The following is a 16,060-nucleotide window of genomic DNA, read 5'->3' on the forward strand; positions in this document are numbered from 1 at the left end:
TTAATTTGCTATTATGTCGCCGACATCCTTGATTTGAGCAATTCGCACCCAATGCTCCCGCACCACCCCATTCACGCCATGGAGGTGTCATCACATGTGTCGCATCGGCGCCATCAAAAGTAGCGACTACGTTCATCCCAGCCAGGCCCTGCTGCTCATGCAGTCCCAGCAGAAAGGCCATGACAATTCGGGCTTCGCCATGGTCATGCACGACCTCGGCGGCATCTTCAAAAACTACAAGCACCTGCCCACCCTGTCCCTGGCCTGCACCGACGAGGGCCTCAAGCTGGCCGAGGACATTTTGCACGAGGCGGGCTTCAGCCGCGTGCTGCAATGGGTGCCGGAGACCTTTCACCGCCCCGGGCTGGATATCAACGCCATGCCCAACTACGTCTTCGAGACCTTCAACTACCCCAAGAACTACCGCAACGCGACGCAGAAGGAAAAGGAAGACCTGCTCCTCGACATGCGTCTGCAACTGCGCTTTGCCCTGGAGGAGGGCGATCAGGGCTATGTCTACTCCTTCTGGCCCGACGTGGTGACCCTCAAGGAAATCGGCGACCCGCGCGACATCGGCACCTATTTCAACCTCTGGCAGCCCGACGATCATTTCACCGCCAAGGTGATTACCGCCCAATGCCGGCAGAACACCAACTACGACATCGTGCGCTACGCCGCCCATCCCTTTTTCCTGCAGGGCTACACGGCGCTGGCCAACGGCGAGAACACCTTCTACCTCAAGAACAAGGAATTCCAGCGCAAGCTGCATCGCGGCTACATCGGCTTCGAATCAGACAGCCAGTGCTTTCTCTACACCCTGCACTATGTGCATCGCGAACTCGGCTGGCCGCTGCCCTACTACAAGCACGTGATCACGCCCCTGCCCTTCGAGGAGGTGGAGCGCCGCACGGATCGCGACGAACTGCTGGCCATCCGCCAGTCCCTGACGCATCTGGAGATCAACGGCCCCAACACCATCATCGGCGTGCTGCCCGACAACACCCTGTTCACCTGCTGCGACGCCAAGAAGCTGCGCCCCGTGGTGGTGGGCCGTTCGGAGAAGATGGTGGTGATCTCCTCGGAGGTGTGCGGCATCAACGAAATCCTGCCCGAGCGCAACTGGCAGGAGGACATCTACCCCAACGAGCGCGAGATCGTGATGATCGGCCAGGATCTGGAGGTGCAGCGATGGAAACAATGAAAATTCACGACGTCACGGCCAACGACCTGCCGTGGAAGATCCGCTATGACGCAAGCCGCTGCACCCTGTGCGGCTCCTGCACGGCGGCCTGCTCCTTTCGCGCCATCGCGCCCAAGGTCGAGCGGCGCCGCCTGGTGTGGTCGGAGAGCGAGTACCCCGAGCCGAAAAGCCGCTACTCGGCGGTGCCGGTGATCCGCCAGGTCAAGTCCATCAGGAACTACTGCCGCGGCTGCGGCATCTGCGAAAAGGTTTGCCCCAACGACGCCATCGGCCCGGTGCGCAATCTCGACACCCGCCACCCCATCGTTACCCGCTGCCTGGCGGGCGACTCCATCAAGCGCGGCGGGCGCAAAAACCTTGAGGCCACCACCCGCACCCTCGACAAGCTGCGCATCGGGCGCATCTCGCAGATGACCGACCCCTCGCTTGATGCCCAGCGCCACACTTTCGACATGCTCGCGCCCTTCGGCCGCATCCTGCCGCCGGGCAAGCTGCCCTTCAAGGTCGGCGCCGACGGCCGCTTGCAGAAGGACGGCCAGGCACCGCCGGTGCAATGGATTTATCCGGTGATCATCGGCGACATGTCCATCGGCGCCCTGTCCTGGCGCATGTGGGAAGGGGTGGCCATGGCCACCGCCTATCTCAACGAGCAGTGCGGCCTGCCGGTACGCATGTGCTCGGGCGAGGGCGGCGTGCCGGTGCGCCTGCTCAAGAGCCGCTTTCTCAAGTACATGATCCTGCAGATCGCCTCGGGGCACTTCGGCTGGAACCGCATCGTCAAGGCCATGCCCGAGATGATCGAGGATCCGGCAGGGGTGCTGATCAAGATCGGCCAGGGCGCCAAGCCCGGTGACGGCGGCCTGCTCCAGGCGCAGAAGGTGGCCGCGCACATCCAGGCGATTCGCGGCGTGCCCAAGGCCGACCTGCTCTCGCCGCCCAACCATCAGGGCCTGTATTCCATCGAGGAGAGCGTGCAGAAGATGTTTCTCTCCTTCAACGCCGCCTTCAAGTTCCGCGTGCCGGTGGCCATCAAGGTGGCGGCCTCGGCGACCAGCGTCTCGGTGTTCAACAACCTGGTGCGCGACCCCTACAACATCGTCGGCGGCTTTTTCCTCGACGGCATCGACGGCGGCACCGGCGCGGCCCACGAGGTGAGCCTCGACCACACCGGGCATCCCATCGTCAGCAAGCTGCGCGACTGCTACCTGGCGGCCACCACCCAAGGGCGCCAGGGCCAGATCCCCCTGTGGGCGGCGGGCGGCCTGGGCAAGACCGGCGATCTGGCGGCCGATGCCTTCAAGATGATCTGCCTGGGCGCCAACGGCGTGTTCACCGGCAAGCTGATTCTGCAGATGGCCGGCTGCGTGGGCAACGACATGGGGCGCTGCAACGCCTGCAACACCGGCCTGTGCCCGGCGGGCATCACCACCCAGGAAGCGGCCCTCGCCCATCGCCTCGACCCGGAAAAGGTGGCGCAAAATATCGTCAACTATTTCCTGGCCATGGATCAGGAGTTGAAGAAACTCATGGCGCCCATCGGCAACTCGTCGCTGCCCGTGGGCCGCTCCGACGCCCTGGTGTCGACAGACAAGGCGGTCGCCGAGCGCTTGCAGATCCAGTACGTGTGTTAAGCCCTTACACCTGACAGGAGAGAGCCATGCCTGCACAGATATCCGCCTTCAACGACAACCAGCAGCGCGTTTCCACCCAGCAACTGCTGCAGCAGATCTATGCCGCGCTGGAGGCCGGCGAAACCGAGTTCGAGGTGCTGTCCTCGGGCCATCACAACATCGGCGGCCCCCTGTGGACACAAAACGGCGAGCCCCTGCGCTTTCGCGTGAAAAATCCCGGCCAGCGCGTCGGCTCCTTCGGCCTTGACGGCACGGAGATCGTCGTCGAGGGCTCGGCGCCCGCCGATGCCGGCTGGCTCAACGCCGGCGCCACCCTCACCATTCTCGGCGACGGCGGCGACACCACCGCCCATTGCGCCGCGGCCGGCCGCATCTACGTCGCCGGGCGCGTCGGCACCCGCTCGGGCTCGCTGATGAAGCACGACCCGGCCTACGAGCCGCCGCAGTTCTGGGTGCTCAAGAACACCGGTTCCTTTTCCTTTGAATTCATGGGCGGCGGGATCGCCGTGGTCTGCGGCGTGGATTGCGAGGGCTTTGATTCGGTCCTCGGCGACCGCAGCTGCATGGGCATGGTCGGCGGCACCATCTACGTGCGCGGCCCGGTCCGGGGCCTCTCCGACGAGGTGTGGCTGCTTGACCTCGACGAGGCCGACCGCGAATTTCTTCTCGCCGGCCTGCCCGTCTATCTCGACAAGATCGACCGCCCGGAACTGTTCGAGGAACTGAGCGACCTCGGCCAATGGCACAAGATCCTCGCCAAGACCTACGAGGAGCGCAGCCGCGTGCAGCACCTCACCATGCGCGAGTTCCGCCTGCGGGAATGGGTGCCGGAGGGCATTTTCGGCGACGTGGTGACGGACGATTACGAGCATGTCGCCGGGCTGGTCAATGCCGGGGCGGATCGCCTGAAAATCCCCCACTGGCAAGACAAGCGCTACGCCGCGCCCTGCGAGTCGAGCTGCCCGACCTCCATCCCCACCCAGGAACGCATCAAGCTGCTGCGCCAGGGCAAGGTGCAAGAGGCCCTGGAACTGGTGCTGCGCTACTCGCCCTTCCCCGCCTCGGTGTGCGGCGAGGTCTGCCCCAATCTGTGCATGGACGCCTGTACTCGCCAGTATATCGACAAGCCGGTGGCCATGAAGGAACTCGGGCGCCTCTCCCGCGACGCCGCCGCACCCCTGCCCGCGCCCGAAAGCGGCAAGAAGGTGGCCGTGGTCGGCGGCGGTCCCGGCGGCCTCTCCACCGCCTGGCAGTTGCGCCTGCGCGGCCACGCGGTCAGCGTCTACGAAGCCGACAAGGAAGTCGGCGGCAAGCTACGCCAGGTCATCCCCACGGAGCGCCTGCCCGCCGAAGTGCTCGACAATGAGATCGCGCGCATCAAGAATCTGGGCGTCGCGGTGCACGCCGGCACCAAGGTCGACCAGGAGCTGTTCGCCAAGCTGCGCGCCGAGCACGACGCGGTGGTCATCGCCAGCGGCGCCCACAGCCCGGTGGTGATTCCCTTCCCCGGCCACGAGCGCCTGGTCAAGGGCATCGACTTCCTCAAGGCCATCAACGCCGGCGAGCGCCCCCCGGTGGGCGAGCGCGTGGTGGTGCTCGGCGCCGGCAACGCCGGCATGGACACCTGCCTGGGCGCCTACGCCATGGGCGCCAAGAAGGTCACCGCCATCGACATCCAACGCCCCGCCGCCTACCAGAAGGAAATCGCGCATGTCGAAGCCCTGGGCGGCGAGATCCTCTGGCCGTTTTTCACCGACCGCATCGACGAAAAAGGTGTCCACGGCAAGGACGGCCGCCTCATCGAGGCCGACACGGTGATCATCGCCATCGGCGAGCGTCCCGATCTCTCTTATGTGCCGCGCGAATGGCTGAGCATCAAGGGCATGATGGAGGTGGACGACTGCCGGCAGGTCACGCGCGCCCCGGGCGTATTCGCCATCGGCGACACCATCCGCCCGGGCCTACTCACCCACGCCATCGGTCACGGCCTCGAAGCCGCCGAATTCATCGACACCTACCTGCGCGGCGAACCCCTGGTTGCCAAGAAAAAGCCCGAGATCGTGCCCCAGGAATGCCTGAGCAAAGAGCTGTTCCGTCCGCAGAACCGCGGCCGCTTCTGCGTCATCGACGCCAAGAGCGAAACCAACCGCTGCCTGTCGTGCGGCACCTGCCGCGACTGCTCCATGTGCCTGGAAGCCTGCCCCGAGGGTGCCATCCGCCGCGTGGAAATGGACAACGGCCGTTTCGAGTACGTCTCCGACGACCACGTCTGCATCGGCTGCGGCATCTGCGCAGGCATCTGTCCCTGCGGGGTATGGAGCATGGAACAGGCGGTGTAAGGACGAGACTCTCGGAAGAAACGACAAAGGCGGCGCACCCGAGAACGGGGCGCCGCCTTTGTCGTTGTGAAAAACCAGGTTTTCAGCTATGGGCGTCTTTCATTCGGCAGCTGTCCATGCCGAGCATGTGGCTGATGGGGCAGTAGCGCAGCACCGCCGTGGCGATCAGCACCACGCCGAAGAAGCCCAGCCAGCCGACGGGATTGGGCAGCAGAAAAAGCAGACCGAGCAGGAAGAGGCCGATGAGGGTCCTGGCGATACGTTCGTTGCGCGAACACACGTTGTGGATCATGACGTAACCTCCTCAGGTCAAATTCAAGGCGCCGTGTCCGGCAACCCAAGATTCATGACTGATTTTATCACCTTTTCAAAAAAACGGAAATCCGCCGACGGCGATAGTTTTTGACGGCCAGGGGAAAGACAAAGTCAATCTTTTGGCGGATCCTCGCCTTCAACCCAGGCGGCCAGCGCCGCCGCGAGTTCCTCGGGCAGAGCGAGAAAGCGCAGCCCCATGCCGGGATCGAGATCGGAGCGGGCGCTGTAGGGTCGCTGCCACGCCACCTCGCAGCGACAGGCGATCCGCAGGCCGGATGGCGCGGGAAGGGTCAGCTCCAGATCGAACTGCTCGCCCATGCCGCGGGGGTTGACGGTCGCGATGAAGATCCCGCTGGTGCTGAGGTTCTTGGCGTAGCCGAAAAACACCTTGGCGCCGTCATCCAGGCGGGCACGCAGCACCATGAGGGGCTTGCGCAACGCTCTGCGTCGATCCGTCGTGGGCCAGTCCAGCGCCGTCTGCGATCCCTTGCCGAACATGGGCAACCTCCTTGGTCTCAAGCGAGGGGGGAAAATTCTGAACCCCCCTTAGAAGAGCAAGATAAGTGCCAATACTTCCACAACTATCCAGTCCGGCGCGGGCCAACAACGGCGGCAGGATCTCATCCGCCCGGCCCCAGAGCCCCGCCCCCTCGCAGAGGGCGAACAACAGGCGACGGGTTTTGAGCCCATCGAACCATTCACGAAAGGCGTGCTCCAGCCGTTCCGGCGCTCCCGCATGCTGGCGACGCAGGCCGTCCCAGGCTGGGGCGAAATTGCTTTGCCGCAAAAAATCGCCGAGGTGGGCAGAGATGGCGGCCGCTGCGGCAAGCATCCCTGAGGCGCTTTGATCCGACGCGGCACCGAGCCTGACGAACTCCAGCCACTGGCGCAGCACCTCAAAGGCGCCCAATCCGTAAAAACGCACGTTGCCGCTTGCGCCGGCCTGCAAAGCCGCCACCGAGGGTCCGGTGCCGAAGGGGGTGCGGTTGGATATCCGCGGCGAGGGATGCACCAGGGTGCCACGCACCTGGGCCAGGCCGCAGGTCTTGGCCAATTGCTGCAGGAAGTAGAAATCCTCGCCCGCCCGGCGTCGGTTCATGCCGCCGGCGGCGACGTAAGCCTCGGCGCGGCAGGCCAGGGCGCTGCCGATGCTGTGATAGGCGTAGGGCGAACCGGCCAGGCGCAAACCCAAAACATAATGACGCAGATAGAGTTCGTAGAGCTGGATGGCCTGTTCGGCCGCGGGGGTGGCCGCCGGCCGATGCTGGAAGGCGAGCACCGCGCCGCCGGCTTGGGCGGTGCGAAAATGCACGCGCAGGGCGGGCAGATAATCGGGCTGCACCAGGGTGTCGGCGTCAAGGGACACAAGGATCGGAGCGGCGCTCCAGTCGAGATGCGCCAAGACCAGATCGAAACCGATCTTGCGCGCCAGCCCCACCCCCTCGCCCTCCGACAGCTCGCGCCCCAGTGAGGCGGCGTCGACCCAGGCCAGGTTGAGTCCGCTCCAGGCGGCGGCACCGGTCGCCAGGCGATGGAGAACCCGGCGATTTTCTTCCCGCGGCTCGGCGCACGCGTCGCGGCGGTGATTGACCACCACCAGCACCAGAAAGTCCGCCAGATCCGCCGTCGGATTTGCCGCCAGGGCGCCCAGGGTCGCGGGCAGCGCCTCCTCCTCGGCCAGGGCGGGGATCACCACGGCCCCCCGAAAATCGCGCCGTTGTGTTCCCTCCAGGCTCCAGGGTCCGCCAATGGCGCGCGTTTTCAGGTATCTCGCGACCTTGGGTGGCAGCGGCGAAGCGCCGGAGATCCGTGTCACGCCGGCCTCCCCGGTCCGGCGCTAGCGGCGGGCATCTTCCGGGTGGGTGGAGTTGAAGGTGTAGGACGCCACCCGCCCTTCCTTGTCGAAGCGCAGCACCAGGTCGCGGGTCTGGGCGGGGCTGAACAGGGAATAGCGATAGTGGCCGTAGGTCCAGGTTTCGCGGCCGTCCTCGACGCCGGTGCGCCAGGGATTGCCGAACAGGGCGCGGGCATCGGTCTTGGTCGTCTCGCCAATGCGAATGGCGGCCACGCCGCTGGTGGAAAAATCGCGCCCCACCGTGGCGCAACCCGCCGCGAGCACCAGGACGCCGCCCATGACGGCGACCATCAACATGCGGGAAAATCTTTTCGTGGACAACATAAATATCCTCCTGAGTTGGAAACATTCAACCTGCCGGACTATAGCACAAAATCCCGGGCAAAGCGTTGCGCGAAATCATTGCCCGGAGAGCAAAAACGCCCTTGGATCGAGGACGAATCGGTGTTATTTTGGTCGGTCTTCGATCCCAGCCCACTCCCTGACGCAGATTGTCCCATGACCAACAACCTACCTTCAGCTGAAGCTCCCCTGGTCAGCGCCCTGCGCGAGTTGCCCGTCGGCCGGCTCTACACCCTGGGCGGAAAAGAGCAGTTGATCGCCGCCCTGCGCCTGTGCCAGGTTCACGCCGTGCGGCCCCCCGCTTGGGCGCGCGAACGCTCGCAACTCAGCGTCGACGTGGTCGATGGACGGGTGCGGGAAGTGACCCTGGAACTCAAGGAGGGGCGCATCGACGCTCAGTGCGAATGCGGCTCCGCCGGGGCACACGCCTGCGCGCACCGCCTGGCCGTCCTGCTCACCCTCAAGAAAGCCCTCGCTCCCCAGACCGTCAGCGGCTGGAACGCCGATGCGCGCCAGATGGAAAACATCCGCGCCGCCCTGCTCGCTCCGGCCGAGACCCGCGCCAGGCTTCACCCGATCCCGCGCAAGAAAGCCCCGGCCAAACCGGCGAAGACGGATTTTTCCGTGGTGCTCAACCCGCGCTTCGGCATGGTCTCCTTCGAGGTCGCGCGCAACGGCAACGCCCTTCCGCAGTACACGCGCGGGGTTCCCGCGCCCCTGCAACCGCTGCTCGATTCGCCCTGGCTCTCCCGCGTGCATCCCGAGGCGGTGGTCTGCGCCCTGCTCGACCAGGGGCACATGGAATGGCCGGTTCAGGTGCGCGACGATCAGGGCGGGCTCAGAGCGCTGCGCATCGAGTCGCCCGAGACCCGCCGGGGTCTGCTGCGCCTGGATGCCCGCCAGGATGGTCTGCACATCGCGCGGATACTCGATGACGGCAGCCCCCTGGGAGACCAGCTGTTGTGGTTGAGCTCCTGGGTGGCCGACGTCGAGCAGGGCCGACTCGTGCGCGTCAAGCGTCCCGAAACCTGGTCCCTGTGGCCCGAACTGCTCGGCGTCGCCGACCGCTTGGCCGCGCCGGAGGGCTACCGCATCGCCTGGGAGAATTTTCTCGGCCTGGAATTTCTCTCCGAGGCGGACAACTCGCCCCTCGCCGAATGCCTACTGCAAGTCGCCGGTGATGCAGAGGTTCCGCCGCCGACTCCGCTGACCCACTACCAGGTGGAAATCACCCTGCCCGCCGACGGCAGCGAAGCGCTCCTGCTCGCCGGCGCCCGCCACGGCACCTGCAAACTATGCCTCGACCCGCGTGCCCTCGATTTGTTCACCGAGGGCTATTTCGAGCGCACCTCGGCGCCCCTGCGCGCCCTCAAGCGCCGCCGCGTGCTCTATGAAACCTTTTTCGCCGCACGCCGCGCCGCGACCAAAACCGAACGCCAGCGCATCCTGCGCGCGGCCATTGCCGGGCCGGATTTTCGCAAGCGCGCACTGGTGCGCGAAGCGCGCGAGCACCTGGAAAACCTGTTGGCCGTCGACGGCCTGCGCTCCCGTCACCTCAATGTCATCGACGGCCGTTGGGTACTGCTGGAACGCGACCGCGACCGGGAAGCGCAACTGCTGGAAGTTCTCTATCGCCACTTCGGCGATCAGGCTCTGCGCGACGCCCTGGTGCCGGGGGAATTCAACGTCAAGCGCCAGACACTGCTCGCCGCCCTGCCGTCGCTGATCGCCGAGTTGAGCGCCCTCGGCGTCGAACCGCTCCTCGGCGGGCAACCCGTTCGTCCCGCGCGCCTCGACATCAGTGTCGCCGGCGAGACCAAGAGCATCGACTGGTTTGAACTGCGCCCCGAAATCCGCTGCGCGGGGGCGCTGCTCGACGAAACCACCTGGCGCAAAGCGCTGCAGGAGGGGATTTTCGCCGTTGCGGGGCAACTGCATCTGCTCACCGACGGGGACCGCGAAGCCCTGCGCATCCTGGCGGGACTGGGGGACGGCAAGGAAAGGAAGCGTCGCGAACTGGTGCGCGTGCCGCGCCTGCACATCCTCGACCTGCTCGCCCTGCGCAAACTTGGCGCCACGCTGAAGCTTGACCCCGAGGACGAAACCATCCTCAACCACCTGGAGAACTTTGACGGCCTGCCGCCCGTCGCACCGCCGCGCCTGCACGCCGAACTGCGCGATTACCAGCGGCGCGGCTACGAGTGGCTGGCCTTTCTCTACCAGCACAAGTTCGGCGCCTGCCTGGCCGACGACATGGGCCTGGGCAAGACCATCCAGGCCATCAGCCTGCTGGCGGCGCTGCACCAGAAGTGCCTGCCCGCCCGGACCAACGGGGAGCCCCATCTGGTGGTCCTGCCGCCCAGCCTGTTGTTCAACTGGGAAAGCGAAATCGCGCGTTTCGCCCCGGAACTGCGCACCCTGACCTATCGGGGGCAGGAGCGGACCACGGATTTCTCCGGCGTCGATGTGGTGCTCACCAGCTATGAGATCGTGCGACGTGACATCGAAGCCCTGGCCGGGATCGCCTTCCACGTCATCATCTTCGACGAGGCCCAGGCCGTGAAAAACGTGCATGCCGCCGTCACCGGCGCGGTGCGGCGCCTGCAAGGCGCGTTCAAGCTGGCCCTGACCGGCACGCCGGTGGAAAATCATCTGGGCGAATACTGGTCGATCATCGACCTGGTGCTGCCCGGCCTGCTCGGCCCCTATCGGCGCTTCGGCAACGGCCGCGACGCGAGCGATCAGGCCGAACTGCGCAACCTCATCGCCCGCACCCGACCCTTCGTGCTGCGCCGCACCAAGGAAAAAATCGCCGCCGAGCTCCCCGACAAGGTGGAGATCGACCTGCATCTTGATCTCACCGACGAACAGAAAATCCTCTACCAGAACACTGTCGCCGCGGTGCGCGCCGAGGTTGCCGCCGCCTGGCAGGAGCAAAACCGGGCGCATGCGCGCATCACCGCCCTGGCCGCCCTCACCCGCCTGCGCCGCCTGTGCCTTGATCCGCGCCTGGGGGGCGGCCAGGCCGCTTCCGACGCCGCGCCGAAAATCAGCGCCCTGTGTGAACATCTTGAGGAGTTGCAGGCCGAGGGCCACAGCACCCTGGTGTTCTCCCAGTTCACCAGCTTTCTCGACCTGGTGGAACCGGCGCTGCGCAAATGCGGCATTCCCTTTGTACGCCTGGACGGCAGCACGCCCGTGGCGCAGCGCCGAAAACTGGTCGAAACCTTCCAGGGCAGCAGTGAACCTCTGGTGTTCCTCCTCAGCCTCAAGGCCGGCGGGCGCGGCCTCAACCTGACCCGCGCCACCTACGTCATCCACCTCGATCCCTGGTGGAATCCCGCCGTGGAAAACCAAGCCTCGGACCGCGCGCACCGCATCGGCCAGACGCGCAAGGTCACGGTGCTGCGCCTGCTCATGCGCCATACGGTGGAGGAGAAGATGATGGTGCTCAAGGAACGCAAGCAGCAGCTGTTCCGGGCGCTGCTTGACGAGGGACGCGAGGGCGGCGGCGTGCCCCTCAGCCGCGAGGATTTCGAGTTTCTGGTGGGATGAGGGTCAGCTGTCGGTTGGTGATAAATCAGAGGGAAAAAAGTCGCCGGATCAAATCCTGCCTGAGACGGGCCGCGATATCCACGGCTTCGCCGCCATCCTCCCGCTCCGCCGACTCACCAGGATAACGGAAGGTCACGGCGGCCCTGGAGAGAAAGCGCAATTCCTCGACCGGCCATTGCCAGCCGGGCAAACGCAGGGCGACCAGATCGGCAAGAACAATCAGGTCGTGGGTTCGGGGCGGCACCTGGCCATGAGCGATAAGAATGGCCTTCATGAGCTTTTCGATACACTGCTGGGCGTGGAAACACACGGCATCAAAATTTGCAGCGCCTTCCACGGCAAGCTCGCGTTGCGCCGTTCCGAAATCCCCATCGGCCTTGGCTATCCACTCCTTAATGACGTCGTTCATAGAGAATCTTCCCGCGATCAAACGCCTCGCGGATCAGGGGGTCGCCCTGGTCGTAGCGGCGAACCGCCTCGTCGGGGCGACGGGCGATAAGATCAATGGGGATACGAGGATTGAGCCGGTTGAGGATATCCAGGGATTTGCGAAACGAACTGCCCTCGAAAGAAAGAATGACTAATAAATCAACGTCTGAATCGGCTCGCGCCGTGCCTTCGGCACGAGACCCAAACAGGATGATTTTTTCCGGGTTGAATTCCCGGGCAATCTGTTCCGTGAGGCCTTGGATGGTTTTTTCGTCGACCATTCGTCTCATTCCATAAAGAAAAATCCTGGCTCTCTTTATACCACCTCCCCCTCCCCGGCTAAAGGGAAAATCCGCATCCTTCGGGTGACCCGCAGCACCTCTTCCAAGGCCTCGCCGCCCCCCTCGACCCAGTGAATCTCCACCCCCTGGCGCTCCATGCGGCGAAAGAAGGTTTCCTGGCGCTTGGCGAACTGGCCGATGGCGGTGGTCAGTTGTTGCGCCATTTCCTCCGGGCCCAGTTCCCCTTGCAGGTGACGGGCGATGAAGCGGTATTCGAGGCCGTAGTATTCGAGGCGCTCCCAGGGGATGCCGGCGGCGTGCAGACGGGCCACTTCGTCGACCATGCCCTGCGCCAGCCGCTCCCGCAGGCGCCGGGCGATGCGCTCGCGCAGCCGGGCGCGGTCCCAGCGCAGGCCGAAGACCAGGGGGCGGATCTTAGGCAGGGGCGGCAGGGCGGCGGCCGCGGCCGCTTCGCCCTCGGCGATTTCGATGGCGCGCACCAACCGCTCGCGCTCCAGCACATCGGTGGTATTGTGCTGCGCCGGCCTGAGCCGTTGCAGGCGGGCGCGCAAGGCACTTACGTCGAGGGCCGCGAGTTCCCGGCGCAGGGCCGGATTTTCCGGCACCTCGACCAACCGGTAGCCGCGCAACACCGCATCCAGATACAGGCCGGTGCCGCCGACCAGCACCGGCAGGCGGCCCCGGGCGCGGATATCGGCATAGGCGGCGAGGAAGGCGCGCTGAAAATCAAAGACGCTGAATTCGCCGCCCGCATCGCGGATGTCGATGAGGTGATGGGGCACGGCGCCGTATTCCGCCAGATCCTTGCCGCTGCCCAGATCCATGCCGCGAAACACCTGGCGCGAATCGGCGGAGATGATTTCGCCCCCGAAACGCCGCGCCAGCTCGACGCCCAGAGGCGTTTTGCCCGAGGCGGTAGGGCCCAGCACCACCAGCAGATTGCATCCCTTCATGGCAGCCACCCCCGGACTGATTTAACTCTTTGACAAGAGCGGCGTTTCTGCTACATTTGCGCGCAAATGTCAACCTTGCGCTTCCTTCCGGAATCTAGCCCGACCGATGATGTCCTTCGCCAACGCCCCTGAGCCCGCCCCCGCCGCCCCGGTCATCGTCCCCCGCGCCGAGCACGGCATCTCCCGCAAACAGATCGACGACGAAACCCTCAAGGTGATGTACCGCCTGCACCGCCACGGTTTCAAGGCCTACCTGGTGGGCGGCGGGGTGCGCGATCTGCTGCTGGGGCGGAGGCCCAAGGATTTCGACATCGGCACCGACGCCACGCCCGACCAGGTGAAGAACCTGTTCCGCAACTGCTTTCTCGTCGGGCGGCGCTTTCGCCTGGCCCACGTGCGCTTCGGTCGCGACAAGGTGGTGGAGGTCGCCACCTTCCGCCGCAAGGCCGAAGCCGGCGACCTGCCGGAAAACCCCGAGGATCACTTCGCCTTTCAGGAAAACGTCTTCGGCACACCCCAGGAAGACGCCTTTCGCCGCGACTTCACCATCAACGCCCTGTTCTACGACATCGATAGTTTTTCCATCATCGATTACGTGGGCGGACTGGAAGACCTCGCCGCCCGGCGCCTGCGCGTCATCGGCCATCCCGTGGAACGCTTCACGGAAGATCCGGTGCGCATGCTGCGCGCCCTGGAATTCTGCGCGCGACTGGGTTTCAGTCTCGACGAGGACGTGCGCCAGGGCATCTACCGTTGCGCCCCGCTCATCGCCGAGTCCGCTCCGGCGCGCATCCGCGAGGAGCTTCTGGAGCTGTTCCGCCACACCGTGGCCGGGCCGGTGCTGCGCGACGCCGCCGCCATGGGTCTGCTCGAACCGCTGCTGGGCGGCTATCAGGGCGACGCGGAGAGCTTTGCCCTGCTGGAGCGCCTCGACGGGCGCACCCGCGACGGCCAGCCGGTCATGGAGCCCTTCATCCTCGCGGCGCTTTACCTGAGCCGCTTCCTGCGCACCTGCCCGCCGACCCGCGAAGCCCCCGTCACCGAGGTGGTGCGCCTGGCGGGCCTGGTGCTCGCCCCCCACTGCGGTTATTTCAGCATCGCCCGCGCCATTTCCCATCAAGCCCGCGAACTGCTGCTCGGCGTCTATCGCCTCGCCCGCGGTCGTCGCCAGCGCGGCGAGCGCCGGCTCCTGACCCATCCCATGACCCCCTGGTCCGTGGAGTTACTGGCCTGTTGGAGCGAGGCGACGGGCGACTATCGCGACCTGGTTCAACAATGGCGCAAGGCCCTGAGCGGCAAGGACAGCGCGCCGCCCGCGCCCGCCGATCCCGCCCGCAAACGCCGCCGTCGACCCCGCCGCCGTAAGCCGCGCGACGGCCAGGCACCCGCCTGAAAGACCAAAATCTTGGGACACGGATCACATCTGATCAAAGCGGATAATAAACCAAATTTCGATGCAACGCTGAATCTTGGAACAACGGGTACTGGGAAGATTTTTAGATTTAATCCGCCTGGATCAGATGTGATCCGTGTCCAAATAGATTTTTATCCCTACCCCTGCGCCGCCAACCCCGCGACAAACGCCGCGATTTCCGCGAAATACTCCCGCTGATTGACGAACAGGATGTTGTTGTGGTCGCCGCGTTCGAAGATGCGCAGGCGCTTGGGGCCTGCGGCCCAGGCATGCAGGCGTTCGCCGTGGGAGACATCGACCAGGCTGTCGCCGCGCGCGTGCATGACCAGGGTCGGTCCAGGGTAGCCTTCCAGCTTGCGGCGCTGATCGAGGCGGGAAACGACAGCCGCTTCAAGCTGCGCCGGGGTCACGCCCAGTTCCCGAGGACTGAGGCGTAGCAGCAGCCGCTCCAGCACGTCGGCAACGCCGCTTTCCAGAATCAGCCCGCCGATTTGGGGAAAGAGCGACACGCCGTGGATGGCGAACAGCGAACCCACGGAGCGGCCGAAAAGGATCAACTGATCAGGCGCCACGCCCGCCGCGCCGATGATCGCGGCGACGTCGTCGAGCATGGCCCCCAGGTGTGGGCGCCCGTCGGAGGCGCCATAGCCGCGAAACTCGGCCAGCAGGCAGTTCAGACCGAGGGCCTCCAGGGCCTGGGGAAAGCCCTCTTCCCAGTCAGCGGCCACCTCGCCGTTACCGTGGAAATGAATCAGGGTGCGCCCCTGGGCATGGGGACGATGATAGACGCAGGCCAGCCGCGCGTCGCCGCTTTGCACCCAGAAAGGCGTCGACACCGGGTCGGGCCGGGGGAAAAAATACCGCGCGGCGATCAAGGGGTGATTGAGCAGTTCCTCGGTCAAGGTCATCCTCCCTCGGCTTTCCTTCCTTGTCCGTTCGCGCTATAAAACGGACATGAGCTCTCAAATCCCGCCAACTTCGGACAAAATCATCCTCGCCGCCGTGGCCGAAAACGGCGTGATCGGTCGCGACGGGCGCCTGCCCTGGCATCTGCCCGAGGATCTGGCCCACTTCCGCCGCCTGACCCTCGGCCAGACCCTGATCATGGGCCGCGCCACCTTTCTCGGCATCGGCCGCCCCCTCGACCAGCGCCTGAATCTGGTGGTGAGCCGCAGCCTCCCTCCCCAGCCCGGAATCCACGTCTGCCGCACCTTCGAGGAAGCCCTCACCACGGCGGAGAACGCCGGCCGCAGCATTTTTTTCATCGGCGGCGCCGAGATCTATCGACAGGCCCTGGCCGTCGCCGACCGCATGATCCTCTCGCGGGTGCACGGGCACTTCACCGGCGACCGGTTCTTCCCCGCCTTCAGCCTGGCGCAGTGGCAGCTGGTGCAAGAGGAATCCGGCAAGGATTTCGATTTGCTGACCTACGTGCGTCGCCCCTGACCAAGGCGAGGGGCGCTTCTTTAGAAAATCGCCGCGAGGCGCTCGTGGGCGCGGCTCAGGCGCCGCGCGACGGTGAGCAGCATGCCTTCGAGCAAGCGCGCCGCCAGACGGGGCCGCTCTTCGAGCATGCGCGCCAGGCTTGGCGCCGACAACAGAACCAGATCCACCTGGTCGAGAGCCACCGCCGACTCGCTGCGCGGCGCGTCCTCGAGCAGCGTCAGCTCGCCGACCAGCGCGCCGCGGCTGTACACCCCGACGACGATGGGATTGCCGCCGAA

General features: G+C 65.4%; 15 protein-coding genes. 6 read left to right on the forward strand and 9 right to left on the reverse strand.

Features of this window, described 5'->3' with window-relative positions; all coding sequences use genetic code 11:
* The first annotated feature begins 94 nt into the window (after positions 1-94).
* Genes QAT43_RS08940 through QAT43_RS08950 form a run of 3 tightly spaced genes read left to right on the forward strand, consistent with a single transcriptional unit; the run spans position 95 to position 5,171 of the window.
* Positions 95-1,201 carry a class II glutamine amidotransferase gene (locus tag QAT43_RS08940; RefSeq protein WP_305042715.1) on the forward strand — a complete coding sequence of 369 codons (1,107 nt, stop codon included), beginning with the start codon at positions 95-97 and terminating at the stop codon, positions 1,199-1,201.
* On the forward strand, positions 1,189-2,832 hold the full coding sequence (locus QAT43_RS08945) for a glutamate synthase-related protein (protein ID WP_305042716.1): 1,644 nt from the start codon (positions 1,189-1,191) through the stop codon (positions 2,830-2,832). The genes QAT43_RS08940 and QAT43_RS08945 overlap by 13 nt, the downstream gene beginning before the upstream one ends.
* Before the next feature lie 26 nt (positions 2,833-2,858).
* A complete protein-coding gene (locus QAT43_RS08950) occupies positions 2,859-5,171 on the forward strand; it encodes an FAD-dependent oxidoreductase (RefSeq protein WP_305042717.1) in 2,313 nt (770 codons plus the stop codon).
* An 82-nt stretch (positions 5,172-5,253) separates the two neighbouring features.
* On the opposite strand, the gene QAT43_RS08955 is transcribed toward QAT43_RS08950, so the two are convergent.
* The 4 genes from QAT43_RS08955 to bamE form a co-directional block, all read right to left on the reverse strand.
* Positions 5,254-5,463 carry a YgaP family membrane protein gene (locus tag QAT43_RS08955; protein ID WP_305042718.1) on the reverse strand — a complete coding sequence of 70 codons (210 nt, stop codon included), beginning with the start codon at positions 5,461-5,463 and terminating at the stop codon, positions 5,254-5,256.
* Positions 5,464-5,597: 134 nt separating this feature from the next.
* A complete protein-coding gene (locus QAT43_RS08960) occupies positions 5,598-5,924 on the reverse strand; it encodes a PilZ domain-containing protein (protein WP_305042719.1) in 327 nt (108 codons plus the stop codon).
* On the reverse strand, positions 5,884-7,302 hold the full coding sequence (locus tag QAT43_RS08965; RefSeq protein ID WP_305042720.1) for a hypothetical protein: 1,419 nt from the start codon (positions 7,300-7,302) through the stop codon (positions 5,884-5,886). Before QAT43_RS08965 ends, QAT43_RS08960 begins: the two co-directional genes overlap by 41 nt.
* A 21-nt stretch (positions 7,303-7,323) precedes the next feature.
* On the reverse strand, positions 7,324-7,638 hold the full coding sequence (gene bamE / locus QAT43_RS08970; RefSeq protein WP_305042721.1) for an outer membrane protein assembly factor BamE domain-containing protein: 315 nt from the start codon (positions 7,636-7,638) through the stop codon (positions 7,324-7,326).
* Between the two features lie 201 nt (positions 7,639-7,839).
* Between bamE and QAT43_RS08975 the strand changes: the two genes are divergently transcribed.
* Entirely contained in the window at positions 7,840-11,238 is a 3,399-nt protein-coding gene (locus QAT43_RS08975) for a DEAD/DEAH box helicase (protein ID WP_305042722.1), read from the forward strand.
* A 25-nt stretch (positions 11,239-11,263) separates the two neighbouring features.
* Here the strand turns inward: QAT43_RS08975 and QAT43_RS08980 are convergent, their stop codons facing one another.
* From QAT43_RS08980 to miaA, 3 genes are read right to left on the reverse strand one after another with little or no spacing between them, the layout of a single operon-like run.
* Complete coding sequence (locus tag QAT43_RS08980) at positions 11,264-11,647, reverse strand: HEPN domain-containing protein (protein WP_305042723.1); 384 nt, start codon at positions 11,645-11,647, stop codon at positions 11,264-11,266.
* Positions 11,631-11,957 carry a nucleotidyltransferase domain-containing protein gene (locus tag QAT43_RS08985; RefSeq protein WP_305042724.1) on the reverse strand — a complete coding sequence of 109 codons (327 nt, stop codon included), beginning with the start codon at positions 11,955-11,957 and terminating at the stop codon, positions 11,631-11,633. Before QAT43_RS08985 ends, QAT43_RS08980 begins: the two co-directional genes overlap by 17 nt.
* A 26-nt stretch (positions 11,958-11,983) precedes the next feature.
* Complete coding sequence (gene miaA, locus QAT43_RS08990; RefSeq protein WP_305042725.1) at positions 11,984-12,922, reverse strand: tRNA (adenosine(37)-N6)-dimethylallyltransferase MiaA; 939 nt, start codon at positions 12,920-12,922, stop codon at positions 11,984-11,986.
* A gap of 106 nt (positions 12,923-13,028) precedes the next feature.
* Between miaA and pcnB the strand changes: the two genes are divergently transcribed.
* Positions 13,029-14,315 (forward strand): polynucleotide adenylyltransferase PcnB, encoded by a 1,287-nt coding sequence (gene pcnB, locus QAT43_RS08995; RefSeq protein WP_305042726.1) that lies wholly within the window; start codon positions 13,029-13,031, stop codon positions 14,313-14,315.
* Positions 14,316-14,473: 158 nt separating this feature from the next.
* Here the strand turns inward: pcnB and QAT43_RS09000 are convergent, their stop codons facing one another.
* Positions 14,474-15,244 carry an alpha/beta hydrolase gene (locus QAT43_RS09000; RefSeq protein ID WP_305042727.1) on the reverse strand — a complete coding sequence of 257 codons (771 nt, stop codon included), beginning with the start codon at positions 15,242-15,244 and terminating at the stop codon, positions 14,474-14,476.
* A gap of 46 nt (positions 15,245-15,290) precedes the next feature.
* Between QAT43_RS09000 and QAT43_RS09005 the strand changes: the two genes are divergently transcribed.
* On the forward strand, positions 15,291-15,782 hold the full coding sequence (locus tag QAT43_RS09005; protein WP_305042728.1) for a dihydrofolate reductase: 492 nt from the start codon (positions 15,291-15,293) through the stop codon (positions 15,780-15,782).
* Between the two features lie 20 nt (positions 15,783-15,802).
* On the opposite strand, the gene QAT43_RS09010 is transcribed toward QAT43_RS09005, so the two are convergent.
* Positions 15,803-16,060, reverse strand: a 258-nt coding sequence (locus QAT43_RS09010) for a cyclic nucleotide-binding domain-containing protein (protein WP_305042729.1), incomplete at its 5' end; no start/stop codon positions are given.

The organism is Geoalkalibacter sp., from assembly GCF_030604225.1.
In the GTDB taxonomy this organism is placed as follows: domain Bacteria; phylum Desulfobacterota; class Desulfuromonadia; order Desulfuromonadales; family Geoalkalibacteraceae; genus Geoalkalibacter.